General features: G+C 74.3%; 25 protein-coding genes. 16 read left to right on the top strand and 9 right to left on the bottom strand.

The features are described from left to right. Window positions 1-131 precede the first annotated feature (131 nt). A complete protein-coding gene (gene hutH, locus ACFO9I_RS08520; protein WP_379179764.1) occupies window positions 132-1,697 on the top strand; it encodes a histidine ammonia-lyase in 1,566 nt (521 codons plus the stop codon). 12 nt (window positions 1,698-1,709) lie between these two features. Here hutH and ACFO9I_RS08515 read toward each other — a convergent pair whose 3' ends face one another. Next, window positions 1,710-2,954, bottom strand: coding sequence for a vanadium-dependent haloperoxidase (locus ACFO9I_RS08515; protein ID WP_379179762.1), 1,245 nt, complete (start codon window positions 2,952-2,954; stop codon window positions 1,710-1,712). Between the two features lie 55 nt (window positions 2,955-3,009). Continuing rightward, the gene (locus ACFO9I_RS08510) at window positions 3,010-3,696 is read right to left on the bottom strand and encodes a helix-turn-helix transcriptional regulator (protein WP_379179760.1); all 687 of its coding nucleotides are present in this window, start codon (window positions 3,694-3,696) and stop codon (window positions 3,010-3,012) included. Window positions 3,697-3,844: 148 nt separating this feature from the next. On the opposite strand from ACFO9I_RS08510, the gene hutU reads away from it, so the two are divergent. From hutU to ACFO9I_RS08495, 3 genes are read left to right on the top strand one after another with little or no spacing between them, the layout of a single operon-like run. Beyond that, complete coding sequence (gene hutU, locus ACFO9I_RS08505; protein ID WP_379179758.1) at window positions 3,845-5,521, top strand: urocanate hydratase; 1,677 nt, start codon at window positions 3,845-3,847, stop codon at window positions 5,519-5,521. A gap of 25 nt (window positions 5,522-5,546) precedes the next feature. Further along, window positions 5,547-6,806 (top strand): MFS transporter, encoded by a 1,260-nt coding sequence (locus ACFO9I_RS08500; protein ID WP_379179756.1) that lies wholly within the window; start codon window positions 5,547-5,549, stop codon window positions 6,804-6,806. 47 nt (window positions 6,807-6,853) lie between these two features. Then, window positions 6,854-7,147, top strand: a complete 294-nt coding sequence (locus tag ACFO9I_RS08495) for a peptide methionine sulfoxide reductase (protein ID WP_379179754.1) — start codon at window positions 6,854-6,856, stop codon at window positions 7,145-7,147. 34 nt (window positions 7,148-7,181) lie between these two features. On the opposite strand, the gene ACFO9I_RS08490 is transcribed toward ACFO9I_RS08495, so the two are convergent. The 5 genes from ACFO9I_RS08490 to ACFO9I_RS08470 form a co-directional block, all read right to left on the bottom strand. Then, window positions 7,182-7,322 (bottom strand): hypothetical protein, encoded by a 141-nt coding sequence (locus ACFO9I_RS08490; RefSeq protein WP_379179752.1) that lies wholly within the window; start codon window positions 7,320-7,322, stop codon window positions 7,182-7,184. Between the two features lie 90 nt (window positions 7,323-7,412). Next, complete coding sequence (locus ACFO9I_RS08485) at window positions 7,413-8,285, bottom strand: HpcH/HpaI aldolase/citrate lyase family protein (RefSeq protein WP_379179750.1); 873 nt, start codon at window positions 8,283-8,285, stop codon at window positions 7,413-7,415. Beyond that, the gene (locus ACFO9I_RS08480; protein WP_379179748.1) at window positions 8,282-9,373 is read right to left on the bottom strand and encodes an HpcH/HpaI aldolase/citrate lyase family protein; all 1,092 of its coding nucleotides are present in this window, start codon (window positions 9,371-9,373) and stop codon (window positions 8,282-8,284) included. The genes ACFO9I_RS08485 and ACFO9I_RS08480 overlap by 4 nt, the downstream gene beginning before the upstream one ends. Before the next feature lie 64 nt (window positions 9,374-9,437). Then, the gene (locus ACFO9I_RS08475) at window positions 9,438-9,995 is read right to left on the bottom strand and encodes a DUF1992 domain-containing protein (RefSeq protein WP_379179746.1); all 558 of its coding nucleotides are present in this window, start codon (window positions 9,993-9,995) and stop codon (window positions 9,438-9,440) included. Window positions 9,996-10,133: 138 nt separating this feature from the next. After that, a complete protein-coding gene (locus tag ACFO9I_RS08470) occupies window positions 10,134-10,775 on the bottom strand; it encodes a nitroreductase family protein (RefSeq protein WP_379179744.1) in 642 nt (213 codons plus the stop codon). A 10-nt stretch (window positions 10,776-10,785) separates the two neighbouring features. Between ACFO9I_RS08470 and ACFO9I_RS08465 the strand changes: the two genes are divergently transcribed. From ACFO9I_RS08465 to ACFO9I_RS08445, 5 genes are all read left to right on the top strand, one after another. Then, entirely contained in the window at window positions 10,786-12,000 is a 1,215-nt protein-coding gene (locus tag ACFO9I_RS08465; RefSeq protein ID WP_379179742.1) for an allantoate amidohydrolase, read from the top strand. Then, on the top strand, window positions 11,997-13,412 hold the full coding sequence (locus ACFO9I_RS08460; protein WP_379179740.1) for a formimidoylglutamate deiminase: 1,416 nt from the start codon (window positions 11,997-11,999) through the stop codon (window positions 13,410-13,412). Before ACFO9I_RS08465 ends, ACFO9I_RS08460 begins: the two co-directional genes overlap by 4 nt. Further along, window positions 13,409-14,578 carry an imidazolonepropionase gene (gene hutI / locus ACFO9I_RS08455; RefSeq protein ID WP_379179738.1) on the top strand — a complete coding sequence of 390 codons (1,170 nt, stop codon included), beginning with the start codon at window positions 13,409-13,411 and terminating at the stop codon, window positions 14,576-14,578. Before ACFO9I_RS08460 ends, hutI begins: the two co-directional genes overlap by 4 nt. Window positions 14,579-14,762: 184 nt before the next feature. Beyond that, window positions 14,763-14,906 carry a hypothetical protein gene (locus tag ACFO9I_RS08450; RefSeq protein ID WP_379179736.1) on the top strand — a complete coding sequence of 48 codons (144 nt, stop codon included), beginning with the start codon at window positions 14,763-14,765 and terminating at the stop codon, window positions 14,904-14,906. Window positions 14,907-14,966: 60 nt separating this feature from the next. Then, window positions 14,967-17,903 (top strand): helix-turn-helix transcriptional regulator, encoded by a 2,937-nt coding sequence (locus tag ACFO9I_RS08445; RefSeq protein WP_379179734.1) that lies wholly within the window; start codon window positions 14,967-14,969, stop codon window positions 17,901-17,903. A gap of 12 nt (window positions 17,904-17,915) precedes the next feature. Here the strand turns inward: ACFO9I_RS08445 and ACFO9I_RS08440 are convergent, their stop codons facing one another. Then, window positions 17,916-18,458: a hypothetical protein gene (locus ACFO9I_RS08440; RefSeq protein WP_379179732.1), complete on the bottom strand. Its 543-nt coding sequence runs from the start codon at window positions 18,456-18,458 to the stop codon at window positions 17,916-17,918. A 174-nt stretch (window positions 18,459-18,632) separates the two neighbouring features. On the opposite strand from ACFO9I_RS08440, the gene ACFO9I_RS08435 reads away from it, so the two are divergent. From ACFO9I_RS08435 to ACFO9I_RS08405, 7 genes are all read left to right on the top strand, one after another. Next, complete coding sequence (locus ACFO9I_RS08435; RefSeq protein ID WP_379179730.1) at window positions 18,633-20,609, top strand: sensor histidine kinase; 1,977 nt, start codon at window positions 18,633-18,635, stop codon at window positions 20,607-20,609. Further along, window positions 20,606-21,256, top strand: a complete 651-nt coding sequence (locus ACFO9I_RS08430; protein ID WP_379179728.1) for a response regulator — start codon at window positions 20,606-20,608, stop codon at window positions 21,254-21,256. Before ACFO9I_RS08435 ends, ACFO9I_RS08430 begins: the two co-directional genes overlap by 4 nt. Before the next feature lie 57 nt (window positions 21,257-21,313). Then, complete coding sequence (locus tag ACFO9I_RS08425; RefSeq protein ID WP_379179726.1) at window positions 21,314-22,201, top strand: sucrase ferredoxin; 888 nt, start codon at window positions 21,314-21,316, stop codon at window positions 22,199-22,201. Between the two features lie 174 nt (window positions 22,202-22,375). After that, the gene (locus ACFO9I_RS08420; RefSeq protein ID WP_379179724.1) at window positions 22,376-22,666 is read left to right on the top strand and encodes a hypothetical protein; all 291 of its coding nucleotides are present in this window, start codon (window positions 22,376-22,378) and stop codon (window positions 22,664-22,666) included. Window positions 22,667-22,668: 2 nt separating this feature from the next. Further along, complete coding sequence (locus tag ACFO9I_RS08415; RefSeq protein WP_379179722.1) at window positions 22,669-23,826, top strand: cupin domain-containing protein; 1,158 nt, start codon at window positions 22,669-22,671, stop codon at window positions 23,824-23,826. Beyond that, window positions 23,823-24,743 carry a sucrase ferredoxin gene (locus ACFO9I_RS08410; RefSeq protein WP_379179720.1) on the top strand — a complete coding sequence of 307 codons (921 nt, stop codon included), beginning with the start codon at window positions 23,823-23,825 and terminating at the stop codon, window positions 24,741-24,743. Before ACFO9I_RS08415 ends, ACFO9I_RS08410 begins: the two co-directional genes overlap by 4 nt. A 54-nt stretch (window positions 24,744-24,797) precedes the next feature. Continuing rightward, window positions 24,798-25,670, top strand: coding sequence for a hypothetical protein (locus ACFO9I_RS08405; RefSeq protein WP_379179718.1), 873 nt, complete (start codon window positions 24,798-24,800; stop codon window positions 25,668-25,670). Here the strand turns inward: ACFO9I_RS08405 and ACFO9I_RS08400 are convergent. Next, window positions 25,636-26,931, bottom strand: coding sequence for a cytochrome P450 (locus ACFO9I_RS08400; RefSeq protein WP_379179716.1), 1,296 nt, complete (start codon window positions 26,929-26,931; stop codon window positions 25,636-25,638). The genes ACFO9I_RS08405 and ACFO9I_RS08400 overlap by 35 nt on opposite strands. Window positions 26,932-26,947: the final 16 nt, after the last annotated feature.

Below are 26,947 nucleotides of genomic sequence, written 5' to 3'. Positions count from 1 at the left end.
GATGTTCAGACGCTCGATCTGACGAATTCTGACGGGAGTGCTATGTGGTGCGGGTCACGGAGTCTGGGATCCGAGACGGTGGCGGGTTCCCGGTGATGGTGCGGCCCCCGACGGCGACGTTGGATGGGATCATGCAGCACGCACCCACCGCCACCCGCACCGTCCCGGTCGGGACCGGGCCCGTCTCCCCCGAGGACCTGCTGGCGGTCGCCCGCCACGGGGCCGGCGTCGAGCTGGCGCCCGACGCCGTGTCCGCGATCGGCCGGGCCCGCGACGTCGTGAAGGAGCTGGCGTCGGCGAGCACCCCGGCGTACGGCATCTCGACCGGGTTCGGCGCCCTCGCGACCCGCCACATCCCGACCGACATGCGCGCCCAGCTGCAGCGCTCGCTGGTCCGCTCCCACGCCGCCGGCTCCGGGCCGGAGGTCGAGCGCGAGGTGGTCCGGGCGCTGATGCTGCTGCGGCTGTCCACGCTGGCGACCGGGCACACCGGCGTGCGCCTCGGGACCGCGCAGCTGATGGCCGCGCTGCTCACCCACGGGATCACGCCGGTCGTGCGGGAGTACGGCTCGCTCGGGTGCTCCGGCGACCTCGCGCCGCTCTCGCACTGCGCGCTCGCGCTCATGGGCGAGGGCGAGGTGCGCGACGCCACCGGGACGCTGGTGCCGGCCGCGGACGCCCTGGCCGCCGCGGGCCTGGTGCCGGTCGAGCTGGCGGCCAAGGAGGGGCTGGCGCTGATCAACGGCACCGACGGGATGCTCGGCATGCTCGTGATGGCGATCGCCGACCTGCGGATGCTCCTGCGGACCGCCGACGTCGCGGCGGCGATGTCCGTCGAGGGCCAGCTCGGCACCGACCGGGTCTTCGCCCCCGAGCTGCAGGCGATCCGGCCGCACCCCGGGCAGGCGCTCTCGGCCGCCAACCTCACCCGGGTGCTCGCGGACTCCGGGGTGGTCGCCTCGCACCGCGGCCCGGACTGCAACCGGGTCCAGGACGCCTACTCCCTGCGCTGCTGCCCCCAGGTGCACGGGGCCGCCCGCGACACCGTGGAGCACGCCGCAACGGTCGCGGGCCGCGAGCTGGCCTCGGCCGTCGACAACCCAGTGGTGCTCGCCGCCGAGGGGCGGGTCGAGTCCAACGGCAACTTCCACGGGGCGCCGGTCGCCTACGTCCTCGACTTCCTCGCGATCGTGGCCGCCGACGTGGCCTCGATCAGCGAACGGCGTACGGACCGCTTCCTCGACAAGGCCCGCAACCACGGCCTGCCGCCGTTCCTCGCCGACGACCCGGGCGTGGACAGCGGGCACATGATCGCGCAGTACACCCAGGCCGCGATCGTCTCGGAGCTCAAGCGGCTCGCCGTCCCCGCCTCGGTCGACTCGATCCCCTCCAGCGCCATGCAGGAGGACCACGTGTCGATGGGCTGGTCGGCGGCCCGCAAGCTGCGCCGGTCGGTCGACGGCCTGACCCGCGTGGTCGCGATCGAGGTGCTCACCGCGGCCCGGGCGCTCGACCTGCGACGCCCGCTCGAGCCCTCGCCCGCGACGGGGGCTGTCGTGCGCCTGCTGCGCGCCTCCGGGATCGAGGGCCCCGGCCCCGACCGCCACCTCTCGCCCGAGATCGAGACGGCGGTCGAGCTGGTCCGGTCGGGCGCCGTCCTCGGCAGCGTCGAGGACGTGGTCGGCGAGCTGGCCTGACCGCGCGCCGGCTCACCGGAGGGCGGCCAAGACCTGCCGGGCCGAGCGGTGGCCGATCTCGTAGCCGTCGGTCATCGCCTTGCGGAAGTGCAGGCCCGACCAGATCCGGGCGTTGAAGGCGTCCCGCTCGATGGCGCTCAGGCGTGTGTAGAGCCGGGGGTCGGGGCTGTTGACCGAGACCAGCTCCAGGGGGGTGCGCTCCCCGAGCGTCCGCCGGATGACCTCGATCGCCGGGGCGGTGAGGCTGGCGTGCCCGCTGACGTACTCGGAGTAGTTCGGCGTCGGCACCAGCGGTGCCCAACCGGTCTCGACCCGGGTGCGCGGGTTGCCGTCGGTGTCGGCCAGGGCGATCGCCTGCTCGGGACGCCAGAAGCCCACGTCGCGCTTGAGCTGCCAGGTCCGGATGACCGAGTTCGTCATCGCCGCGTGCATGGCGGCGAAGATCCGGGTGGTGGCGCGGAGCCCGATCGGGTGGTCACCGAGCCGGCGGATGAGCGCCTCGCCCACCATGGTCGCGGAGTTGGAGTTGTAGAACTGGGCGGTCGCGGTCTGCGCGTCCGTGCGCACGGTCGAGTCCACGCGGCCGAGGCGCCGGACCTCGTTGAAGTCGCGGGCGTACGCGCGGCTGTCGAGCGGGTAGGGCTTCTTCCCCCACGCCACCGGGTGCCTGGTGACGAGCGGGCGCAACGAGCCCAGCCACGCCGCGACCATGTCGGGGTTGGGAGGGATCGGCTGCCAGACGCCCGGTCCCGGGTCCTTGGAGTAGTGGATGTCGGGGTCGAGGTAGCCGTCGCCGACCCGGCTCGCCAGCATGCGCACGGCCGCGCGCCGGCCGACCCGGATGCCGTTGGCCCGGGCCCGTCCCTCGGGCACCGGGCCGAGGCTGGTGGCGAGGTCGGCGTCCAGCGCGGGGGCGGCCGTCGGGTAGTAGTGGAGCAGCACGTCGTGGGCCGCGGTGGCCACCGCGGCGGTCTCCGAGCTGCGGTGCAGGTGCCGCGACATGCGGTTGGCGTTGTTCATGGCCACCGAGGTGAAGCCGAGGACGGGGACGCCGACCGGGATCGGCGTGAGGCCGTCGGTGTAGACGGTGCGGAACGAGGACAGCTCCCAGTCCAGCGCGACCTGGGGGCTCTCGCGGTGGTGGCTCGCGGGGACGCGGGTGGAGGGTGCCGCCCCGGCGGACGGGGACAGGACGAGACCGGTCGAGGTCAGGACGACGGTGCAGACCAGTGCGCAGGTTCGACGGGCGAGTGGCATCGGTGCCTCCGGGATCAGGGGATGCCTCCTGCCTAGTCCACCGACGCGGGCGCGGCTATTCGCGTTCGGGCGAAACTTCGGCGCCGAGGGCCCGCCCGTGCAGCGCGGTCGCGGCGGCCAGCCGGTTGGTGACGCCGAGCTTGCGGTAGGCGTGCTCGAGGTGCTTGCGCACCGTGCAGGTGGCCACGCTCATCCGCTCCGCGACCTCGGCGTTGGAGAGGCCCGTCGCGACGAGGGCGAGGGTCCGCCGCTCCTGCACGGTGAGGTCGTCGGGCAGCGCGACCGGTGCGGCCTCGCGGACCAGCCGGCGCAGGGTCGGGGCGACCACCGACAGCACCAGGAGGTCGCGCGGGGTGAAGACCCGCGCCCGCCGGTCCAGCCAGATCTGGGCGATCGCCTCCCGTCCCGTGCGCACTCCGAGGGCGATGCAGTCGGCCGCGCCGGCACCCCACGGCGGTCCCGGCCCGCCGGTGGTCCTCGTCCAGCGGAGCAGGCCGAGGGCGACCGGCCCGTCGTACCCGGTGCCGGCGAGCCGGGGGCAGCGGCCGCGCAGCAGCTCGACCTCCTCGACGACGCCCACCTCGGGGTCGCTGAGCAGTGCTCCCAGCGCGTCGCACGGGATCAGCCGGGCGAGCTGCTCGAGCACCTCGTCGCCGGGCAGCGGCCGCCCGGGCACCGGCTCCGCCGCCTGCAGGGAGCGCAGGGCGGCCTGGTCCGTGTCGGAGAGGAGCAGGTCGGGCATCGCGGCCTCCCTGGGGCCTGCTGCCACCGTAGGCGGGTGCGGACCCCCGGGGCATACCCCATCTGGGCGGGGGCGGTGTCTCGGTCACGAGACTGATCGGTGTGGCCGGTGCTGGTGGCCGCGCCGGGTCGAGGGCTTTCATGGAGACATGACCACGTCGAACCCGCGCCTGCCGATCCACGCCGCGACCGGCACCGACCTCACCGCGAAGTCCTGGCAGACCGAGGCACCCCTGCGGATGCTGATGAACAACCTCGACCCCGAGGTCGCCGAGCGCCCCGAGGATCTCGTCGTGTACGGCGGCACCGGTCGGGCCGCCCGCAGCTGGGAGGCGTACGACGCCCTGGTCCGCACCCTGCGCACGCTCGAGGACGACGAGACGATGCTCGTCCAGTCCGGCAAGCCGGTGGGCGTGATGAAGACCCACGTGTGGGCGCCGCGCGTGCTCATCGCCAACTCCAACCTGGTCGGCGACTGGGCCAACTGGGAGGAGTTCCGCCGGCTCGAGGACCTCGGGCTCACGATGTACGGCCAGATGACCGCCGGGTCGTGGATCTACATCGGCACCCAGGGGATCCTGCAGGGCACGTTCGAGACCTTCGCGGCCGTGGCCGACAAGACGTTCGAGGGCTCGCTGGCCGGCACCATCACGCTGACCGCCGGGCTGGGGGGCATGGGCGGCGCCCAGCCGCTCGCCGTGACGATGAACGACGGCGTGGCGATCTGCATCGAGTGCGACCAGTCGCGGATCCAGCGCCGCATCGACCACGCCTACCTCGACGTGCAGGCCGGCTCCCTGGAGGAGGCCGTGACGATGGCGGTCGCCGCGCGCGACGAGCGCCGCGCGCTGTCCATCGGGGTGCTCGGCAACGCCGCCGAGATGGTGCCCGCGCTGCTGGAGATGGGCGCGCCGATCGACGTCGTGACCGACCAGACCTCCGCCCACGACCCGCTGTTCTACCTCCCGATCGGCACCGCCTTCGAGGACTGGGAGCGCGAGCGCACCGAGGACCCGGTCGGCTTCACCAAGCGGGCGCGGGAGTCGATGGCGGCGCACGTGCGGGCGATGGTGGAGTTCCAGGACCGCGGCGCCGAGGTGTTCGACTACGGCAACTCGATCCGCGACGAGGCCCGCAAGGGCGGCTACGACCGGGCGTTCGAGTTCCCCGGCTTCGTGCCGGCGTACATCCGACCGCTCTTCTGCGAGGGCAAGGGCCCGTTCCGCTGGGCCGCGCTCTCCGGCGACCCGGCCGACATCGCCGCCACCGACCGCGCGATCCTCGAGCTCTTCCCGGAGAACGAGCGGCTGCGGAAGTGGATCACGATGGCCGGGGAGCGGGTGCACTACCAGGGGCTGCCGGCGCGGATCTGCTGGCTGGGGTACGGCGAGCGCCACCTCGCCGGCCTGAAGTTCAACGAGATGGTCGCCTCCGGTGAGCTCAAGGCCCCGATCGTGATCGGTCGCGACCACCTCGACTGCGGGTCGGTCGCCTCGCCGTACCGCGAGACCGAGAGCATGCTCGACGGCTCCGACGCGATCGCCGACTGGGCGCTGCTGAACGCGCTCGTCAACACCGCCTCGGGCGCCTCGTGGGTGTCCATCCACCACGGCGGCGGTGTCGGCATGGGCCGCTCCATCCACGCCGGCCAGGTGTGCGTGGCCGACGGCACCGAGCTGGCCGCGCAGAAGATCGAGCGGGTCCTCACCAACGACCCGGGCATGGGCGTGATCCGGCACGTGGACGCGGGCTACGACCGCGCGGTCGAGGTCGCCGCCGAGCGCGGGGTCCGCATCCCCATGGCCGACAACCCGTTGGCGCGGTGACGGCGGGGTCGTCCAGAATGCTCCGGTGACCGAAGGGGCTGTTGGTGCGGAGGAGATCAGACCACCGGCGGCGGTACCGCCCCGGCTGACCCGTCGGGGGATCCCCACCGACCCCAGCCTGCGGGTCCTCGCGCTCGGCACGTTCGTCAACCGGGCCGGCACCGGCGCCACGACGACGACCTTCGCGCTGTTCTTCACCCAGGAGGTCGGCCTCGCGGCCACCGACGTCGGCCTGGTCCTGTCGGTCGCCACCTTCGTCGCGATGCTCGGCCAGGTCCCGCTGGGCCACCTCGGCGACACCCGCGGCCCCCGCGAGGTCATGCGTGCCCTCACGGTCGCGGCCGGCGTCGTTCTGCTCGGCCTGCTCGTGGCCCGCTCCGTCCCGGCGCTGATGCTGGTGATGGCGGTCTCCAACGTGCTGGTGTTCGGCAACGGGGCGGTCCGCAACGGCTACATCGCGCGGGTCGCGACGGGTGGCCGGGGCGTGCAGTTCAAGGCCTACCTGCGCGCGGTCACCAACGTCGCGATGAGCCTGGGGGCGATGCTGGGCGGCCTCGCGCTGCTCGTGGACCGGACCTGGGCCTACCTGGCGGTGTTCGCGCTCGACGCGGTCCTCACCGTCGTGACCGGGCTGCTGTGCACCCGGCTGCCGCACCTGGAGCCGGCGCCGGCCCGGGCCGCGGGAGAGCCGCGGCTGGCGGTGCTCCGTGACCGGCCGTTCGTCGCGGTCACCCTGCTCAACGGACTGGTCGCCATGCACTTCGTGGTGATGGAGCTGGCCATCCCGCTCTGGATCGCCGCCCACACCGACGCCCCGACCTCCATGGTGGCCGTGCTGCTCGTGCTCAACACGGTGGTCGTCGCCCTCTTCCAGGTCCGGATGACCCGCGGCGTCGACGACGTGCCGTCCTCGGTGCGGGCGATGGTGGTCGGCTGCGCCTGGATCGCGGCGGGCTTCGTGCTCGTGTCGTTCAGCAGCGGGGTGGGTGCGGTCGCCGCGGTCGCCCTGCTGGTCGTCGGGGCGGGCGTGCACGTGGTCGGCGAGATGATCTCCAGCGGCGGCCAGTGGGGCATCTCCATGGGGCTGGCGCCGATGGAGCGGCAGGGGCAGTACCAGGGCTTCGCCAGCCTGGGGTTCTCGGTCTCCAACGTCATCGCTCCCACGCTGATCACGCTGCTCTGCATCGAGTGGGGGCGGCCCGGCTGGTGGGTGATGGGCGCGCTGGTGCTGGGCGCCGGGGTGCTGCAGGTGCCGGTCTGCCGCTGGGCGCTGCGTACCCGGTAGCCGCGGTGGTGCCCGCGACGAACGCCGGCGCCTGCCATGATCGCCGGGTGAGTCCTGACGTGGACCCGTCCCGGCTCTTCGCGCGCGTGCCCCTCGGTCACAGTGTCGTGGAGTACGACGGCGCGCGGTGGGGCGTGACCCGTGCGGAGCAGGTGGGCGGGCGGAGCCAGCGGGTCTACGCCGAGGAGCTCGGCGGGTCCGGCGTCGTGAGCGCGAACCTGTACCTCGTCGGCGACGAGCCGGCACTGCGGCCCTGCGAGATGCCCGTCGAGCGGGTGCTGGACTTCCTGGCCCGCTTCACCGCGGTCGGAGCGGGCGAACGCGACGACCCCCGGACCTGAGGGTCCGGGGGTCGTCGCGTGCACTGCGGGTGGGCTAGTAGAACCGTCGTCGGGTGCCACCGATCGGGACGAAGTTCAAGATGAGCCCCACGATGATGAGGGCGAGGCCGATGTAGACGAGCGCCGGGACCGTGAGCAGCCCGATGATGAGCAGGATCAAACCAAGAACAACCATGTCAACCTCCTCCCAAGGTCAGGTCGACAGAGACGTACCACGCCGGAGACCTTCTCAAACTCTCCTTTGCGCTGACGATTTCGAAGAGTCTCACCCGGCCAGCGCGCGGATCGCGTCGTGGATGCTGAGCGTGCGCCGCGCAGACTCGACGTGGAGGTTCTCGATCATCCGGCCGTTGTAGGTGACGACGCCCGACCCCGCCCCGTCCTCCCAGGCCCGCAGGATGCCCCGGGCGTCCTCGACGGCCTGCTCGCTCGGCGCGAACGCCTCGTTGGCGCCCTCGACCTGGCCGGGGTGGATGAGCGTCTTGCCGTCGAAGCCCATCTCGCGGCCCTGCCGGCACTCGGCGAGGAAGCCGTCGGTGTTCTTCACGTCGTTGTAGACGCCGTCGAGGACAACCTTGCCGGTCGCCCGGGCCGCGAGCAGGGCCAGGCCGAGACCGGCCAGCACCGGCTGGCGGCCGGGCACGTGCTCGGCGTACAGCTCCTTGACGAGGTCGTTGGTCCCCATCACCAGCACGGTGAGCCGGTCGGAGGCCCCGGCGATCTCCTCGGCGTGCAGCATGGCGTACGGCGTCTCGAGCATCGCCCAGAGGCTGGTGTGCCCGGGCGCGCCGTGACCGGCCATCGCCTCGACCAGCTGGAGCACCGCGTCGGCGCTGTTGACCTTGGGGACGACGATCGCGTCGGGACCGGCGGCGCAGGCGGCGGCGAGGTCGTCGGCGTGCCACTCGGTGTCGGCGCCGTTGATCCGGATGGTCAGCTCGCGCTGTCCGTACTCACCGGAGCGGACCGCCGCGCACGCCTTCTCGCGGGCCTCGGGCTTGGCGTCGGGGGCGACGGCGTCCTCGAGGTCGAGGATCAGCCCGTCGCAGGGGATGCTCTTCGCCTTCTCCAGGGCCCGGTCGTTGGACGCGGGCATGTAGAGGACGGAGCGGCGGGGGCGGAAGTCCTGGTCGGTCACTGGCCCTGCACCTCGATCGCGTCGTACTGCTTCTTCAGCTCGGGGTCGATCGCGGCCAGCTGCTCGGCGAGCTCGACCAGCACGAGGCACTGCTTGAGCGAGGCGTCGTCCTCCATCTTGCCGTCGAGCATGACCGCGCCGGTGCCGTCTCCCATGGCGGCGACCACGCGGCGGGCGTGGCGGATGTCCTGGACGCTGGGGCTGAAGACCTTGTTGGCGATCGCGATCTGCTTGGGGTGCAGGCTCCAGGTGCCGACGCAGCCGAGCAGGAAGGCGTTGCGGAACTGGTCCTCGCAGGCCACCACGTCGGCGATGTCCCCGAACGGCCCGTAGTAGGGGTAGATCCCGTGCATGGCGCAGGCGTCGACCATGCGCGCGATCGTGTAGTGCCACAGGTCCTGCTGGAACGTCGCGCGGCTGGCCTCGAGGTTGGCGACGCCGTCGATGCGCGGCGGGTCCTCGCGGACGAGGTAGCCGGGGTGGCCGCCGCCGACGCGGGTGGTCTTCATCCGGCGGTCGGCGGCGAGGTCGGCCGGGCCGAGGGAGAGGCCCTGCATGCGCGGGGAGGCGCCGCAGATCTCCTCGACGTTCGCGACGCCGCGGGCGGTCTCGAGGATCGCGTGGACGAGGATCGGCCGGTCCAGGCCGGCCTTCGCCTCGAGCTGGGCGAGCAGCCGGTCGACGTAGTGGATGTCCTCGGCGCCCTGCACCTTCGGCACCATGATGACGTCCAGCTTGTCGCCGATCGCGGGGACCAGCGTGGTGAGGTCGTCGAGCGCCCACGGGCTGTCGAGCGCGTTGATGCGGGTCCACAGCTGGGTGGGCCCGAACTCTGTCTCCTGCGCGATCCGCACCAGCCCCTCGCGAGCGGCGAGCTTGTTGTCGGCCTTGATCGCGTCCTCGAGGTTGCCGAGCAGCACGTCGACGGTGCCGACCATCTGCGGGACCTTGGCGGCCATCTTCTCGTTGCTGGGGTCGAAGAAGTGGATCGCCCGGCTGGGGCGGGCGGGGATCTCGGTCAGGGGAGTCGGGGCGCCCACCGCGAGGGGGCGGAAGAAGTCCTTGGCGCTGCGAGATGAGCTGGGCATGTCGCGGAAACTAGCAGCGCAGGGTTACCGGCCGGTATGACCGATTCAACAGTGGACGTGCAGGTCAGCGCCGCCACCACCGGCGCCTGCGGGGCGGGGCAGGTGCGGGGGCGCTGGCGCGGACCGCCTCGGCCTGGCGGGCCCGCAGCGCCGCACGCCGCTCGCGCCACCGCTCGACCTCCACGTCGACCTCGCGCGGCATCGTGATCAGCGGCGGACCCTCCGGCGGCCGGTAGCGGGCCGCGATGACGCGGGCGTTGAACTCCTCGACCTCGCGGCGCACCTCGGCCTCGACGTTGAGGGTGTCGAGACGGGCGTCGAGCTCGGCGTCCTCCTTGCGCAGCTGCACCGACGGCGGCAGCAGCGCGATCTGCTCGCGCTCGACCAGCTTCTTCAGCCACCAGTCCGGGTCGTGCTGGCGGCCGAGGTCCTTGATCGGCTTGCCGGCCCCGGGCAGGTTGTCGAACTCGCCCTTGGCCATCGCCACCCGGACCTGCTGGTCGACCCAGCTCGCCTGGTGCTGCATCCGGACGGCGGCCGCGCTGCGGCCCGTCCGGGCGTCCTGGGCCGGCTTCCGGTCGGCCTCCTGCGGCTCGTGGGGCCGCTCCTCGCTCTCGGGCACGTGTCTCACCCCCAGGCTCCCGAGGATAGACGTCGGCCCCAGCGCCTCGCCGGATCTCCGACGGTCAGCTCGAGCGAGGGCGGGTGCGTGTCTCGGATGTGAGACCGGCGTGCGGGGTGGCTCGTTGACCGCGACGGCCTACGCCGATGGACTGGAGGCGTGCCCCCACTCCTGCCCCCACCGGCCGTGATGGACGACCTCTGCCAGCGGCTTGCGCCGGCGCCGCGACGGGGAGCCCTTCGCCCCGGACGACTCGTCGCCGGGATGGCCCAGCGTGATCACGCCGACGGGGTCGAAGGCGTCCGGGATGCCGAACTCGCGACGAACCGCGGCGTCCCGGTCCGGGGGGATGCCGAAGAAGCAGGAGCCCAGACCCTCGTCCACCGCGGTCTGCAGGACGAGCAGGCTCGCCATCGCCGCGTCCATGTGCCAGAACGGCATCGGCCAGCGGGCCTCGTCGCGGTCGGTCCAGCCCTTGTCGGGCTCGGCGTAGCGGCCCAGGTAGGCGGCCTTGCTGGAGCAGGGGACGATCACGACCGGTGCGCGCATCATCCCGGCCAGCCAGGCGTCGGGGTGCTCGACGTCGTCGGAGGTGGTCGCCCACCAGCGGCGCACGTCCTCGGGGGTGTCGAGGACCAGGAACGCCCAGCCCTGGCTGAACCCGGCGCTCGGGGCGCGGGTGGCGTTGGCCAGCGCCCGCGCGACGACCGCGGGGTCGACGGGGGTCTCGGCGTAGCTGCGGACCATCCGGCGACGGCGTACGACGTCCTGGAACTCCATGGGGCGCAGCATGCCTGACGACTTCGAACGGATGTGGTCCGACCTCGCGCCGGTCGGGCGGTCGGCCCGGTCGGGCGGCTACTTCCGTCAGCCGTACGGCGCCGCCGAGACCGAGCTGCGCGCCTGGTTCGTCGAGCAGGCGAACGCGCGGGGGCTGCGGCTCGAGTCCGACCCGGTCGGCAACCTCGTCGCCTGGTGGGAGCCCGCCGGCGTCACCGGGCCGGGCGTGCTGACCGGCTCGCACCTCGACTCGGTCCTCGACGGCGGGGCGTACGACGGCCCGCTCGGCGTGGTCTCGGCGCTCGAGGCCGTCGACGTGCTGCGCTCGCGGGGCTTCGTGCCCGCTCGACCGGTCGGGGTGTCGGTCTTCGTCGAGGAGGAGGGGTCGCGCTTCGGCCTGGCCTGCCTGGGCTCGCGGCTCGCCGCGGGGGCGGTCGCGTGGCGCGACGCGCTCGCGCTGCGGGACCGGGACGGCGTCTCGTTCGAGGACGCGCTCGCCGGGGCCGGGCTCGGTGCCGCGGCGTACGAGCCCTGGGACCTGGCGGCGAAGGTCTCGTGCTTCGTGGAGCTGCACGTTGAGCAGGGGCGCGACCTGGTCGACCGCGGCGAGGCGGTCGGGGTGGCCAGCGGGATCTGGCCGCACGGGCGCTACCGCTTCGACATCACCGGCGCGGCCAACCACGCGGGCACGACCCGGATGGAGGACCGGGCCGACCCGATGCTGACCTACGCGATGACGGCGCTGGCTGCGAACAAGCAGGCGCGGCTGGCCGGCCAGCGCGCCACCTTCGGCCGGCTCGAGGTGGTGCCGAACGGCACCAACGCGATCCCCTCGCGGGTGACCGCGTGGCTGGACGCGCGGTGCTCGGACGGCGCGGAGCTCGCGTCGCTCGTCGAGACGATCGAGCGGCAGGCCACCGAGCGCGCCGAGCGGGACGGCACGTCGGTGCGGATGACGGCCGAGTCGGTGTCGTCGGCGGTCGCCTTCGACCCCGACCTGGCGCGGCGGGTCGCGGCGGACCACGAGTCGGGCGACTGGCCGGTGATCCCCACCCAGGCCGGGCACGACGCCGGGATCCTCTCCGCCGCGGGCGTCCCGACCGCGATGCTCTTCGTCCGCAACCCCACCGGGATCTCCCACTCGCCCGACGAGCACGCCTCGATGCCCGACTGCCTGGTGGGTGTCTCCGCCCTCGCCGACACGCTGGAGAGGCTCGCGCGGTGAGTGCCACGTCGTACCTCTTGGAACGGGCGTGGGTCGACGGGGCGGTCCGCGACGACGTGCTCGTCGAGATCGAGGACGGGATCTTCACCTCGGTGGGGGTTGTCGACCATTCCCCTCGCTTGTCGGCCGGTGCACTGGCCGACAAGCACAGGAGTACCCGGCCGGCCGGTGACTCCGTCAGGATCCCCGGCCTCACCCTCCCCGGCCTCGCCAACTGCCACAGCCACGCCTTCCACCGGGCGCTGCGGGGGCGCACCCAGCGGGACCGGGGGACGTTCTGGACCTGGCGCGAGCAGATGTACGCCGTCGCGGCGACCCTCGACCCGGACACCTACTTTGCCCTCGCCCGGGCGACCTACCGGGAGATGGCGGCCGCGGGGGTCACCGCGGTGGGCGAGTTCCACTACCTGCACCACCAGCCCGACGGCACGCCGTACGACGACCCGAACGCCATGGGCCACGCGCTCGTCGAGGCCGCGCGCGAGGCCGGCATCCGGATCGCGCTGCTCGACACCTGCTACCTCAGCTCGGGGTTCGGCAAGCCGGTCGAGGGCGTCCAGGCGCGCTACTCCGACGGCGACGCGGAGGCCTGGGCGCGGCGGGTGGGCGACCTGTCCGGGGCCGACGGCGTGGTGGTCGGCGCCGCGATCCACTCGGTGCGCGCCGTGCCCCCGCAGCAGATGTCCACGGTCGCCGAGTGGGCGCGACAGCGGCCCGACGCCGGTGCCCGCGGCGGCCACCCGACCACGGGGGTGCCGCTGCACGTCCACCTCTCCGAGCAGGTGGCCGAGAACGACGCGTGCGCGGCGGCGTACGGCCTCACCCCGACCCGCCTCCTCGCGGACCACGGCGTCCTCGGCCGCACCACCTCCGCGGTGCACGCCACGCACCTCACCGACGAGGACGTGCGGCTGCTGGGGGAGAGCGGCACGCACTCCTGCTTCTGCCCCACCACCGAGCGGGACCTCGGCGACGGGATCGGCCCGAGCCGGGCCCTGCACGACGCGGGCAGCCCGCTCACCCTGGGCAGCGACAGCCACGCGGTCATCGACCTGTTCGAGGAGATGCGCGCCGTCGAGCTCGACGAGCGGCTCGCCACCCGGCAGCGCGGCCACTGGCGCGCCGCCGAGCTCCTCGGGGCCGCCACGGTGACCGGCCACCACAGCCTCGGGTTCGGCGCGGCGGGCGAGATCCGGCAGGGCCTCCGCGCCGACCTCGTCACGCTCGGCACCAGCAGCGTCCGGACCGCCGGGACCGGCGCCGACGAGGCGACCGCCGTGTTCGCGGCCGCGGCCGAGGACGTCACCCAGGTGATGGTCGACGGCCGGGTCGTGGTCGGCCACGGGGACCGGGCCGACATCGGGCGCGAGCTCGACGCGGCGATCGACGCGATCTGGAAGGGGCTGGCATGACCTCCACGCTCATCACGAACATCGGCGAGCTGGTCACCAACGACCCCGCCGCCGACGACCTGCTCGGTGTCGTCGAGGACGCCGCCCTGGTCCTCGAGGGCGCGCACGTGGCCTGGGTGGGGCCGGCCGCCGCGGCCCCGGAGGCGGACGCGCGCGTCGACGTCGGCGGCCGCGCGGTGCTGCCCGGCTTCGTCGACAGCCACAGCCACCTGGTCTTCGCCGGCGACCGCGCCCAGGAGTTCGCGGCCCGGATGGCGGGGGAGAGCTACGCCGCGGGCGGGATCCGTACGACCGTCGCCGCGACCCGCGCCGCCACCGACGAGCAGCTCACCAGCCACGTCGCCCGGCTGGTCGAGGAGATGCGGGGGCAGGGCACCACCACGGTCGAGATCAAGAGCGGCTACGGCCTGAGCGTCCGCGACGAGGCCCGCACCCTGGCCGTGGCCCGCCAGTTCACCGAGGAGACGACGTTCCTCGGCGCGCACGTGGTGCCGCAGGGCACGACGCCGGAGGAGTACGTCGAGCTGGTCACCGGCCCGATGCTGGACGCGGCGGCCCCGCACGCGCGCTGGATCGACGTGTTCTGCGAGCGGGGCGCCTTCGACGGCGACCAGGCGCGGACGGTCCTCGCCGCCGGCGCCGCCCGTGGGCTCCGCGGCCGCCTGCACGCCAACCAGCTCGGCCCGGGACCCGGCGTGCGCCTCGCCGCCGAGCTCGGGCTGGTCGCGGTGGACCACTGCACCTACCTCGAGGACGCCGACGTCGACGCCCTGCGCGACTCGGGGACGATCGCCACGCTGCTGCCGGGGGTCGAGTTCTCGACCCGGCAGCCCTACCCCGACGCCCGGCGGCTCCTCGACGCCGGCGTCCGGGTCGCGATCGCCAGCGACTGCAACCCAGGCTCCTGCTTCACCAGCTCGCTGCCGCTGTGCATCGCGCTGGCCGTCCGCGAGATGGGGATGACCCCGGCCGAGGCGGTCCACGCGGCCACCGCCACGGGCGCCGCGGCGCTGGACCGGGACGACGTGGGCGCGCTGGTCCCGGGCCGCCGGGCCGACCTGATGGTCCTCGACGCGCCGACCCACGTGCACCTGGCCTACCGGCCCGGCGTACCCCTCGTGCGCGGGGTCTGGCAGGCCGGCCGCCCGGTCACCTCGACCTTGTGACGCTCCGTTGGGCAAGCTGGTGCGCCGCCACAGCGGAGCACCAGAAGCCCTGACGGAGCGTTACCAGCGGCCGCCTAAGGCACCCCGGCCCACCTCAGCCCCCCGGATAAGGCAGTTGCCCGATGTGCGGGCCTACCTCAGTGGACGAATCTCGTCTCATCAACGAGGAGCTGAGGAGCCCACCATGTACGAGTCGAACCTTTCCTTCGCCCAGGCCGAGATCGCCTACCGCACCGAGCAGATCTCGTCCGCCCGCGCCGGCCGGCAGCGCCGCGGCCGTCTCACCCGGGGACGCCGGGCGCCGGTGGCCGGCCACCAGCCCCGCTGATCCACCCGAAACGGCCTCACAGAGATGAATAGGGTGGACGCGCACGGGATCATGGACCACGTGGCGACACAGACGAGCCAGGTCCTGGTGGGACGAGACGCCGAGCTGACGGAGATCGCTTCGTTGCTCGGCGTCCGTCCTGTCCCCGGCCAGGAGCGCGCGGCGGTCCTGCTCTCCGGTGACGCCGGGGTCGGCAAGACCCGGCTGCTCACCGAGCTGCGTGACCTCGCGTTCACCGAGGGCTGGCAGGTCTTCGCCGGCCACTGCCTCGACTTCGGCGACAGTGCGCTGCCCTACCTGCCGTTCTCCGAGGTCCTCGGCCGCCTCGCGGCCGACCTCCCCGACGTGGTCGAGTCCGTCGCGACCGTGCACTCCTCCCTGGCCCGGCTCCAGCCGGGTCGCCGCGTCCTGGGCGCCCCCGACGGCACCACCGGGACCGAGTCCGCCGCCCTCGACCGGGCCGACCTCTTCGAGGCCGTGCACGCGCTGCTCGAGGCGGCCGCCGCCAAGGCACCCCTGTTGCTCGTCATCGAGGACGCCCACTGGGCCGACCAGTCGACGCGCGACATGCTCAGCTTCCTCTTCTCCCGCCCCTTCCTCGGCCCGGTCGCGCTCGTGGCGTCCTACCGCTCCGACGACCTGCACCGCCGCCACCCCCTGCGCCGCCAGGTCGCGGAGTGGTCCCGCATCCGGGGCGTCGAGCGCGTCCAGCTCGGTCCCCTCGCCGCCCCCGACGTCCGCGCGCTCATCGCCGAGTTGCACGCCGACAACCTCGACGAGTGCGAGATCGCCGACATCGTCGACCGCGCCGAGGGCAACGCCTTCTTCGTCGAGGAGCTCGTCGGCGCGGTCTCCGGCCCCGGCCGCTGGGTGCCCGACGACCTGGCCGACGTGCTGCTGGTCCGGCTCGACCGGCTCGACGACGCCGCCCGCCAGGTCGTGCGCGTGGCCAGTGTCGCCGGCCGCAAGGTCTCCCACGAGATGCTGACCGCCGCCTCCGGGCTGCCGTCCACCGCCCTCGACGAGGGCCTGCGTCGCGCGGTCGAGATGAACATCCTGGTCGCCGGCCAGGGTCACTACTCCTTCCGGCACGCGCTGCTCGGTGAGGCGGTGTACGACGACCTGCTGCCCGGCGAGCGCGTGCGCCTCCACGCGGCGTACGCCGAGGCCCTGCGCACCGGCGCGGCCCGCGGCACCGCCGCCGAGCTGGCCCGGCACGCGCGGCTCGCGATGGACCTGCAGACCGCGCTGACCGCCGCGGTCCGCGCCGGCGACGAGGCGATCGCGGTCGGCGGCCCGGACGAGGCCGCGCAGCACTACCAGCAGGCGCTCGAGCTGCTGGCCGACCCCCGGCGGGCCGTCGAGCTCGACGGCGACCTCTCCAAGCTGGTCGCCAAGGCCTGCGACGCGCTGATGGCCAGCGGCCACGCGATCCGCGCCGCGGCGCTGGTCGGCGAGCAGCTCGACCGGCTGCCGCAGGACGCACCGCCGGCGCAGCGGGCCCGGATGCTGTCCGCCCGGGCCAACGCGCTCGTGGTCACCGAGTCCCAGGAGGACGCCCTCGAGATCTCGCGGCAGGCCGTGGACCTCGTCCCCGAGGGCGCCAGCGGGCTGCGTGCCAAGGTGCTGGCCGTGCACGCCCGGATCCTGGCCGGCCGCGGCCGCTTCGAGGAGGCCCAGGCCCAGGGGCTCGAGGCCCTCGGCCTCGCCGAGCGGCTCGACCTGCCCGAGCTCGCCTCCGAGGCGATCACCACCCTCAGCGGCCTGAAGAAGGCGGGTCCCAAGGAGGCGCTGCGCTCCGCGCTGGCCGAGGCCGTCGCCCGCGCCGAGCAGTCCGGGGCGCTGCATGCCGAGCTGCGCGGCAGGTTCCTGCTCGGCCGGTCCTACGAGGACTGGGCGGAGTTCGAGGAGACCGAGCGCTGGTTCCGCAGCGCGGTCGAACGGGCGGTCGAGGCGGGGGTGCCGTGGGCGCCGTACGCCTTCGAGTCCCGCCACCAGCTCGCCTGGGTGAAGCTCGTGAACGGCGAGTGGGACGAGGTGTTCACCCTGTGCGACGTCACCGGCCAGTCCCCGCCCGGGATCTCGCGGGCGCTGCTCGACGGCATCCGTCTCCACGTCGAGGACGCCCGCGGCGCCGACGTGGCCGCGGAGGCGGCCGCCCTGCGCCGCTACTGGCGCAAGGAGGGGGCGGTCGCGATCCACTCGGCCGCCGTCGAGATGCGTCAGGCCGGGCGTCGCGGCGACCCGGCTGCCGCGCTGCGCGTGTACGCCGACGTCGTCGACGTCCTCAGCGCGATCTGGCACCCCTGGTTCAGCGCCCGCATCCGGCTGGCCGCGGTGGCCGCCGGAGCGGTCGCCCACACGATGCCGCACCTCGCGGCGGCGGAGCGGACGGCGTACGCCGAGCAGGTCGAGCGCCTGCACGCCGACGGGCACGTCGTGCTGGACCGCTACTCCGACCCGTCGGGTCACTGGGGCCCGGAGGGGCGGGCGTGGATGCGGCGGCTGGACGCCGAGACGCTCCGGGTCCGCTGGCTGGCCGGCGTGGACGCGCCGTCGCTGGACGACCTGCTCGCCACGTGGCGGGAGACGGAGGCGCTGGTCGAGGAGTTCGGTGACGTCCACGAGCTCGCCCGGGTACGGGTCGTCCTGGCGACCGTGCTGCGCTCCAGCGGCGACCCGGCAGGCGCTCGCGCGGTCGGCGACCGGGCCCGCGAGACCGCGCACCGGCTCGGCGCCGAGCCGCTGCTCACCGAGCTGCGCGCCCTCGGCAGCACCCCCGCCCGCGGTGACGCCACCTCGGACACGCTGACCGCCCGGGAGAGCGAGATCCTCGCGCTGGTGGCCGAGGGCCGGTCCAACGGCGAGATCGGCAAGCAGCTGTTCATCAGCGCCAAGACCGTGAGCGTGCACGTGTCCAACATCCTCGGCAAGCTCGGCGCGGCCGGGCGCACCGAGGCCGCGGCCATCGCCCGGCGCCGGGGCCTGATCACCTAGGGCCGTCGCGTCTCACCCGGCGAAGTCGCAGGGGCCGGAGACGACGTCGGTCTCGTGACCGTCCACGGTCCGGATCGTCTCGCGCAGCCACCCGGGGCTCTTGCGCGGCCCGCCGCGGAACATGACCTGGATGACCTCCAGGCCCGAGACCGGGTGCTCGAGGTCGGGTGCACGAAGGACGAACCAGGCGGCCACGACGCTGGACGCCCGGTAGGTGCGGCCGTCCGAGCCGGCCAGGACCACGCGTCGCGAGACACGGCTGATGGAGACGTGTGCCACGCCGTGACGCAGGTCGGCGTCCGTCTCCTCGGTCTCCCGCCCGTCGGTCACGCGCAGCGTGAGGTCCCCGCAGGTGAAGCGTCCCTCGGCCCGGCTGCTCCGGATCGAGTGCTCGTGGCGCGGTGCCGCCGCGCCGGCCGTCGTGTGCGGGGCACCACCGTCGGCGGGTGCGGTCGACCCGACGACACCGGCGTCCGCGGAGACGGCCGCCCCGGTGACCAGGCCGACCACTGCCGCCGGGACCAGCAGCTTCTCCAGGGCCTTCGACATCCTCATGACTTCCTCTCCGGCTCCGGTGCGACACCGGCTCCGGCTCACACTCTTCGCATCACGCGCGAGCGAGGCCGGAGGCACGGGTCCCGGGTCGCCGGGAGAACCTCACGGGAGGACGGGACGTCGTCCCGGTGACATCGCCCCCGGGCGGGCGGACACTGGTCCCGAGGTGGTCGCATGGCCCGCAGTGCACGCTGGCGACGTCCCGTGGTGGTGGGCGAGCCCACCCTCCGCGCGGCGGCGATCGCGACCGTCGTGGCAGGAGCAGCCTGCTGTGCGGTGGCCGTGCGTCTGGAGGGGAACCCCGCGGTCGCGACCGGGGTGTCGCCGTCGTGGCTCGTCTCCCTCGCCGTCGTCGCGGCGGCGGGCCTCACCGTGGCGTGGATCAGGCCGCGCAACATCATCGGGTGGCTGCTCCTGCTGCCGGTCCTCCTCCAGGCCCTGTCGCTGGCGACGGCGGCCTACGCCGAGGCCCAGTACGCCACCCCCCACCCGGGACCCGGCAGCTTCCTCGCGGCCTCGTTGGCGGAGTGGACCTGGTTCCCGTCCCTGGTCCTGCCGGTGGCGGTGCTGCCCTCGGTGTACCCATCGGGCCGGGCCGAGACACGCCTGCGGCGGCTGTTCGTCTTGGCGGGCCTGCTCGGCACCGCGGGGATCTGCCTCGAGCTCGCGCTGGTGCTCGGGCCCACCGACCTCGTGCCCGGGCTGCGGCTGCCCTGGACCGCGCCCGACTGGGTGAGCGGGGTGATCGTGGTCCCGTCGGCCCTCGCGCTCGCGGTGTCAGTCCTCGGCGGCCTCGTCGCGGCGTTCGTGAGGATGCTCAGGTCCACGGCCCCGGAGCGGCAGCAGCTGATCTGGCTGCTGGCGGCGCTCGCGCCCTCCTGCATCGAGTACTTCTACTCCCTCCCCGACGCCGGGCTGGGGTACGCGTTCTTCGGCGTGGCGGTCGCGGTGGGCGTGCTCCGCTACCGGCTGCTCGACATCCACCTGGTGATCCGGCGCGCGCTCTTCTACGTGCCGCTCGTGGCTCTGGTGGCACTGGTCGTGGCGTCCGTCTCGACCGCGGTGGCCCGGCTCGCCCCGAGCGGACCGATCCCCCTGCTGGGGGCCGCCGCGGTCGTCGCGGTCCTGGTCGGGCCCGTCACCGGCTGGCTCCGGCGCACCGTCGACCGCTTCGTCCTGGGGGACCGGGCCGACCCGCTCTCGGCGCTCGGCCGGGTCACCGCCCACGGCGGCCTGGCGACCACCGACGGAGGCCTGTCCAGCCTCCTGTCCGCGCTGGTGGAGGCGGTGCAGGTGCCCTATGCCGCCGTCGTCGACGCTCGCGGGCGGACCCTCGCGGCAGCGGGCCACGAGATGGCCGGTGCCGATGAGGTGGAGCTGCGGGGGTCGGGCGAGCACCTCGGTGTGCTGCGCCTCGCACCCCCGTCCGACGAGCCGGGCAGGCGCATCGTGGCCGTGCTCGCCCCGCACCTCGCCACGCTCGTGCGCACGCAGCGGCTCGCGAGCGAGGTGGAGGAGCAACGTCGACGCGTGGACGCCGCGACCCAGGAGGAACGGGAACGCATCCGCAGCGACCTGCACGACAGCCTCGGCCCGTCGTTGTCGGGCATCGCGCTCGGCCTGCAGGCCGTCGAGGTGGCCCTGGAGGGCGACGAGCCGGCGGCCCGGTCACTGCTCCGACAGTCCAGGGAGCTGGCCCAGGCGGCGGTCCTCGACGTGCGCCACGCGCTCGACGCGCTGGGTCCGCCCGCGCTCGACCCGCAGCGGATGGACGCCGCCGTACGTCGGGCCGCCGACGTGCTGGGCTTCGACGGTGCGCACGGACCGTCGTTCCGGTGCGACATGGGGGTCGACCGGCTGCCGCCGGACCTGGCAGAGGTGGCGTTCCGCATCATCGGCGAGGCCCTGCACAACGTGGCCCGGCACGCCCGGGCCACAGCGTGCGAGGTGTCGCTCACCCCCGGCGACGGCAGCGTGCGCGTCCGGATCCGCGACGACGGCGTCGGCATGCACGACGCCGGTCACGGCGTGGGCCTGACCTCGATGCAGCGCCGCGCCCGGTCCACCGGAGGGACGTTCACCATCACGTCCCGGGCCGACTCCGGCGGGACAGTGGTGGACGTCGAGCTCCCGTTGGCGGGCCGGGCATGAGCATCCGTGTCGTCATCGCCGACGACCACCCGGCCTTCCGGTTCGGGCTGCGCGCAGTGCTCGAGCAGGCGCACGGCATCGAGGTGGTCGGAGAAGCGGCCGACGGGGCCGCCCTGGTCTCGATCGTCCACCAGCTGGAGCCCGACGTGGTGCTGAGCGACCTCGGCATGAGCGATGCGGACGGGGTCACGGCGATCCGCACCCTGACCAGGACCAGGCCGGGCCTCCCGGTCATCGCCGTCACCATGCACTCCGAGGAGGCACTGGTGCGCGCCGCGCTCGCTGCCGGCGCCCGGGGATACCTGCTGAAGGGCGCCGACGCGCTGGCGATCGTCCGGGCCGTCGAGACGGCGGCGACAGGTCAGACGGTCCTCGACGCGACGATCGGCGCGCGGCTGGTCGCGGCGTACACCCGCATCCCCGAGGAGGAGCCGCTCCCACTGCCACGGCTCACCGCGCGGGAGACCGACGTGCTCCGCCTGATCGCTCGAGGACACCGGAACCACGAGATCGCCCGGCGCCTCGGGCTCGCGGAGAAGACCGTCCGCAACATCACGTCGTCGGTCCTGCTCAAGCTCGAGGTGCCGGACCGGACGGCGGCCGCCCTCCGCGCGGTCGCGGCCGGTCTCGACGTCGAGGACCCGTGAGGGCCGTCCGGCCCGGGCGGCGCGGCCCCGGGTGGGACCGACCGGCACAATCGCAGCGTGACCGAGGACTTCCGCTGCGCCGCTGCCAGCCTGGCCGACGCCGAGCCGATGGCGGGCACCGCGCCCGAGGATGCCGTCTGGCTGTTCGTGGAGCAGGCCGGGCCCTGGGGCCGCAAGGCGGTCGCCGAGAGCCGGCTCCCCGAGGAGGTCCGCGAGCACCTCGGCGGGCTCGACGGCGTACGGGTGCAGCTGGTCCGCCGGCACGGCGGCGACGACGGCACCGGGGACGGGGTGCGGGTCTTCGCCGCACACCTGGCCGGGACGCCCCGCGTCTGGACGGGCGTCCTCGACGACGTGCGCGACCTCCTCGACCTCGACGTGGCCGCCCCGGGCGCCGGGACGCCTGACCTCGCGGCGTACGACGGCCCGCTGTGGCTGGTCTGCACGAACGGGCGCCGGGACCGCTGCTGCGCCGAGGTGGGTCGCCCCGTGGCCGCGGCGCTCGCCGCGCGCTGGCCCGAGGCCACCTGGGAGACCACCCACCTCGGTGGGCACCGCTTCTCCGGCACGATGCTCGCGCTGCCCTCCGCCGTCGCCCTCGGCCGCCTCGACCCCGAGACGGCGGTCGCGGCCGCCAAGGAGCTCGAGGCGGGCCGGCTCCCACGCTCCGTCGTCCGCGGCCGCGCCGGCCATCCCGCCGCGGCGCAGGTCGCCGAGCTGCACCTGCGGGCCGAGCTCGGGCTCGAGGACGTGGACGCGCTGGTGCTGCGGGCGGCCGACGACGACCGGGTCGTCCTCGGGACCCCGCACGACGACCTCCTCGTGGAGGTCGAGCGCACCCCTGCCGCGCCGCGCCGGCAGAGCTGCGCGGACCTCGCGACCAAGGGCGGCTGGGAGTACCGGGTCCGGTCATGGGTACGTCAGGAGTCACCGGTGCACCGGTGACTCCTGACGTTCTCAGCCGTTGCAACGCCCCAGAACGTCAGGGACCGGCTGAGAAGTCGGGTCCGCGGGCGTCCCCAGCTGAACCGGTCACGGCCTTGTCCGGCACCTGGCCGCGCAGCAGACTGACCACGGGCAGGCCCCGGCCGGCCCACCACCACCGACCCAGGAGGACGCATGACGACCACGCCCGAAGAGCCGCTCAGCGACGACGACATGACCACCGCTCCCGCCGGCGACCCGGCGGTCGGCCTGGGTGACGCGGACGGCACCGACGGGGACGCGACCGACACGACCGACGGCGACGCCAGCGACAGCGACGGCACCGACAGCGACGGCACCGACGGGGACGCGACCGACACCACCGACGGCGACGCCAGTGACAGCGACGGCACCGACTCCGACGGCACCGACTCCGACGGCACCGACGGGGACGCCACCGACACCACGGACGGCGACGCGTCCTGACCGTGCCCGACTCCGCCGAGACCGGCTCAGCGCTCGACCTGCTCAGCGGTGACGCCCAGACCTTCCTCGCGAAGGTCTGGGCGTCGCGCGTGCACCTGCACCGCACCGACCCCGAGCGCCTGGTCGGGCTGCTCTCGCTGGAGGACGCCGACCAGCTCCTCACCTCGAGCGCGATCCGCACCCCGAGCATCCGGCTGGCCCGGGACGGAGCGGTGCTGCCGGAGGCGTCGTACACCCGTGGGGCGACGCTGGCCGGCAAGCCGCTCACCGGCCTCGTCGACGCGCGCAAGGCGCTGGCACTCTTCGCCGACGGCGCGACGGTGGTCTTCCAGGGGCTGCACCGCTACTGGCCGCCGCTGACCCGGCTCGTCGCCGAGCTGGAGCTCGAGCTCGGCCACCCCTGCCAGGCCAACGCCTACCTCACGCCCCCGGGAGCACAGGGCTTCGACGTCCACTCCGACTCCCATGACGTCTTCGTCTTCCAGACCGCCGGGTCCAAGCAGTGGGAGGTGCACACCCCCGACGGCGTCGAGGAGGTGCGGCTGGAGCCCGGCCTGTCGATGTATCTCCCCACCGGCACCCCCCACGCCGCCCGCGCCCAGGAGACGGTGTCGCTCCACGTCACCCTCGGCATCAACCAGCTGACCTGGCGTGGCCTGGTCGAGCGCAGCGTCCGCGCCGTCCTCGACGGCGTCACCGACGAGCACCTCCCGGCCGGCTACCTCGACGACCCGGTCACGCTCGCCGACGAGCTGGGTCGACGGCTCGAGGCGGTCGCCGCTCACATCCGCAACCTCGACGCCCCTGCCGCGGTCGAGCGGGAGGTACGCCGCTTCCTCACCGGCCGCGGCCCACGGCTGTCCGGCGGGCTGCGCGACGTGCTGGCCGTGGCCGACCTCGACGACGCCACGCCGCTGCGCCGGCGGCCCGGTCACCCCTGCGTCCTGCTCGACCGGGGCGACCGGGTGGAGGTGCTGCTCGGTGACCGGTCGATGGGCGTGCCCGCCTGGATCAGGCCCGCCCTGGAGGAGGTCCGCGCCCGGCCGCGGCTCACCCCCGCCGACCTCGCCGGCGTGCTCGACGCCGAGTCCCGCCTGGTGCTCTGCCGGCGCCTGGTCCGGGAGGGGCTGCTCGCGATCGTGCCCGAGGGATCGGCGTGACCGGGGGCGCGCCGGCGCCGGGCGACCCCGACTTCCGGTGCGCGGCCGCCAGCCTGCTGCGCGACGAGTCCGTCGCCGGCACCGCCTCGACCGTGCGCGCCTTCCTGCTGCTCGAGCACCCCGGCCCCTGGGGCGTCGACGCGCTGCGAGACGCCCGCCTCCCCGACGGCCTGGGTGAGCGGCTGCGGGCGGCGGCCGCCGAGGCAGGGGTCCGGGTCCTGCTCGTGCGCCGCCCCGGCGCCCGGCCCGGCGTCGCCCGCCCGTGGGTCTTCGCCGCCTTCGCCCACCCGCACCGGCCCCGCCTCGAGGGCGCCCGGGTCGACGACCTGGGTGAGGTGCTCGACCTCGACCTCGCCGGGTTGCGGACCGGTCGCCCCAGCGGGCTGACGGCGTACGACGGCTCGCTGCTGTGCGTGTGCACCCACGGCCGACACGACGCGTGCTGCGCCGAGCGCGGCCGGCCGCTGGCCCGGTCGCTGGCGCAGGCCCACCCCGAGGAGACCTGGGAGGTGTCGCACATCGGGGGCGACCGGTTCGCGGGCAACCTGCTGGTGCTGCCGCACGGCCTCTACTACGGGCGCCTCGAGCCGCAGTCCGCCCTCGCGGTCGCCGGCGCGCACCTCTCCGGCGAGCTCGACCTCGACCACCTGCGCGGCCGGTCGGGCCTGCCGATGGCTGTGCAGCACGCCGAGATCGCGCTGCGCCGTGACCTCGCCGAGACCCGGCTCGACGCGCTCACGCTCACCGCCCGGTCCGGGGCCGACGGCGTCACCGAGGCCGTCTTCGACGTCGCCGGGGCGTCGTACGCCGTGCGCGTGCGGACCACCCGCGGCCCCGAGCAGGCGCGGCTGACGTGCCGAGCGGGCCGCGACAACCCCCTGCCCCACCACGAGCTGCTGGGCATCGAGCGCCGCTGAGGACCGGTGGGGGACGCGGGTGTGCCGCGCGTCCGGGGTGGGTAGGACCCGCCCGTGACCGAGCAGCCGATGACCGACCGGGCGACACCCCTCGCGTTCAACACCGTGGGGGTCGGGTGGCACCTGAAGCCGCGGCGACGGATCTTCCTGCGGGTGGCGGGGGTCCTCGGTGCGGCGATCTTCGTCGGCCCCGGCATCGCCGCGGGCCTGCAGGGCAAGTACCTCGCCGCGGTCTTCCTCGTCGTGGTCGGCGTCTGCTTCGGCCTGCTCCCCATGGACCTGCCTCGCAGGCGCCTGCCCGCCCGCCGTCATGACGGTGCGGACGGCGCCGGGCTGCTGCTGCCGGTCCACCCCATGCGGCTCACCACGATCGTGGCCTGCGCGGTCATCGGTCTGGTGCTGTCCGCCTCCGGGGTGGGGATGGCCGTCGAGGGCGCGCAGGCCGGTGACCTCGGCCAGGTGGTCGGCTCGCTGGTCGCGCTGCTGATCGGCGTCCTGCTGCTGCTCGGCAGCCGGGCGGGGATCCGCGGCCGCCGGCTGGTCGAGCGCGGTCTGCTGCTCACACCGGGAGCGGTCGTGACGCGGCTCGGGCGGGAGACCGTCACCGTGCCCTGGGACGAGGTCGAGCGGGTGCACGCCCACTGGCGGCGCCGCACCCGCGGCGCCTTCACCTCGGTCGACGAGCAGGTCCACAACTGGCTGAGCTTCGAGCTGCGCGAGGGCTCGACCGTCGAGCCCGACCCGCTGCAACTGCTGTCGGGCAGCACCGGACCCTCGGTGGACGCGGGCGACCTGGCTGTCGACCCGTACGCCGTGCTGGACCTCGCCCGCTTCTACCTCGACCACCCCGACGCCCGTGGCGAGCTCGCCACCGACGCGTCGCTGGCGCGGCTCAGCCAGCTGGAGAGGGCCCGGTCCGGTCGGTGACGAGCCGCACCGGCAGGGATCCGATCCCGAACACGATCGACAGCTGACGCAGGTCGAACCGGTCCGGGGGGACCGCCAGCGCGAGGTCGGGGAACCGGCGGGCGAGCGCGGGGAACGCCGTACGCAGCTCCATCCTGGCGAGCTCGGCACCCACGCACCGGTGGAAGCCGTGCCCGAAGGCGAGGTGGGAGCCGTGGCCGCGCGCCGCGTCGTACCCGTGCCTCCCGTCGCCGGCGCGGTTCGCGGCCGCCAGGTGGCAGACCACGACGTCGCCCTCGGCGACGTGCCGGCCGGCCAGCACGAGGTCGTGCCTGGCGAACCGCGGGAACGCGACCTGGACCACCGACAGGTAGCGCAGGAGCTCCTCCACCGTCGGCTCGACGCTCTCGGGCCGGTCCACGAGCGCCCGGTAGTCGTCGGGGTGCTCGAGCAGGACCGCGGTGCCGAGCGCGAGCATGCTGGCGCTCGTCTCGAGACCACCGGTGAACACGCCGTCGGCCAGCCCCGCGAGCTCGAGGTCGCTGACCTCGTCCCCGTGGTTGCGGATGATGTCGCCGATGAGGCCGTCCCCCGGCCGCGCCCGTTGGCGACGGGTCGCCTCCAGGAGGAAATCGCGGGAGCGCGACGCGGCTCCGAACGTCCCGTGCCCGCCGTGGCGCACGTCGAAGCGCTGCGACCCGAGCTGCCGGAAGGTCTCACGGTCCCGGTCCGGCAGGCCGAGCAGCTCGCAGATGACCGAGAACGGGACGGGGAACGCGAACTCCGGCACCAGGTCGACGACCGGGCCCCGGGACTCCAGGGCGTCGAGCTGGCGCTCGACGATGCCGGTGACGAGCGGGCGGAGCCGCTCCAGACGACGCACCGTGAACTGCGGGGTCAGCAGGTGCCGCAGCCGGGTGTGCTCCGGCGGGTCGGTGAAGCCGAGGCCGCCGATGTCGCCGCCGGTCACGGGCCCCCGGGACCCGATGTGCGGGCGGATGTCGTTGCTGAAGTCCACCTCGTTCGCGAGCACGGACCGCGCCTGGTCCGGCGCCGTCACCAGCCACACCTTCAGGCCGAGGAAGCTCGTCAGCAGGTGCACCGGCTCGTCCTCGCTGAGCCGGGACAACCGGTCACCGGGGTCGAGGCCGTCACGTCGCAGCGGCCAGGTCAGCCGCGCCGGCACCCGGTCGCTGGCGGCCACCTCGCCGCCACGGCGGCCGGCGAGGGCCAGGACCCCACGCCTGGTCCGTGCCCGGAGCAAGCTCGCGACGCGCGCCATGCGGCCCTCCCAGCAG

It is taken from the genome of Nocardioides sp. GCM10023255 (assembly GCF_042653125.1).
Lineage (GTDB): Bacteria > Actinomycetota > Actinomycetes > Propionibacteriales > Nocardioidaceae > Nocardioides.
The sequence above is the reverse complement of the archived record's forward strand: the minus strand, read 5'-3'. Positions and strand labels throughout refer to the sequence as shown.

What these genes read in the sequence shown, in the direction of transcription:
- ACFO9I_RS08450 (WP_379179736.1), top strand. Translation starts at nt 14,763, where the DNA reads ATGTACGAGTCGAACCTTTCCTTCGCCCAGGCCGAGATCGCCTACCGC.
- ACFO9I_RS08440 (WP_379179732.1), bottom strand. Translation starts at nt 18,458, where the DNA reads ATGAGGATGTCGAAGGCCCTGGAGAAGCTGCTGGTCCCGGCGGCAGTG.
- ACFO9I_RS08470 (WP_379179744.1), bottom strand. Translation starts at nt 10,775, where the DNA reads ATGGAGTTCCAGGACGTCGTACGCCGTCGCCGGATGGTCCGCAGCTAC.
- ACFO9I_RS08510 (WP_379179760.1), bottom strand. Translation starts at nt 3,696, where the DNA reads ATGCCCGACCTGCTCCTCTCCGACACGGACCAGGCCGCCCTGCGCTCC.
- hutU (WP_379179758.1), top strand. Translation starts at nt 3,845, where the DNA reads ATGACCACGTCGAACCCGCGCCTGCCGATCCACGCCGCGACCGGCACC.
- hutH (WP_379179764.1), top strand. Translation starts at nt 132, where the DNA reads ATGCAGCACGCACCCACCGCCACCCGCACCGTCCCGGTCGGGACCGGG.
- ACFO9I_RS08515 (WP_379179762.1), bottom strand. Translation starts at nt 2,954, where the DNA reads ATGCCACTCGCCCGTCGAACCTGCGCACTGGTCTGCACCGTCGTCCTG.
- ACFO9I_RS08465 (WP_379179742.1), top strand. Translation starts at nt 10,786, where the DNA reads ATGCCTGACGACTTCGAACGGATGTGGTCCGACCTCGCGCCGGTCGGG.
- ACFO9I_RS08420 (WP_379179724.1), top strand. Translation starts at nt 22,376, where the DNA reads ATGACGACCACGCCCGAAGAGCCGCTCAGCGACGACGACATGACCACC.
- ACFO9I_RS08435 (WP_379179730.1), top strand. Translation starts at nt 18,633, where the DNA reads ATGGCCCGCAGTGCACGCTGGCGACGTCCCGTGGTGGTGGGCGAGCCC.
- ACFO9I_RS08430 (WP_379179728.1), top strand. Translation starts at nt 20,606, where the DNA reads ATGAGCATCCGTGTCGTCATCGCCGACGACCACCCGGCCTTCCGGTTC.
- hutI (WP_379179738.1), top strand. Translation starts at nt 13,409, where the DNA reads ATGACCTCCACGCTCATCACGAACATCGGCGAGCTGGTCACCAACGAC.
- ACFO9I_RS08480 (WP_379179748.1), bottom strand. Translation starts at nt 9,373, where the DNA reads ATGCCCAGCTCATCTCGCAGCGCCAAGGACTTCTTCCGCCCCCTCGCG.
- ACFO9I_RS08490 (WP_379179752.1), bottom strand. Translation starts at nt 7,322, where the DNA reads ATGGTTGTTCTTGGTTTGATCCTGCTCATCATCGGGCTGCTCACGGTC.
- ACFO9I_RS08400 (WP_379179716.1), bottom strand. Translation starts at nt 26,931, where the DNA reads ATGGCGCGCGTCGCGAGCTTGCTCCGGGCACGGACCAGGCGTGGGGTC.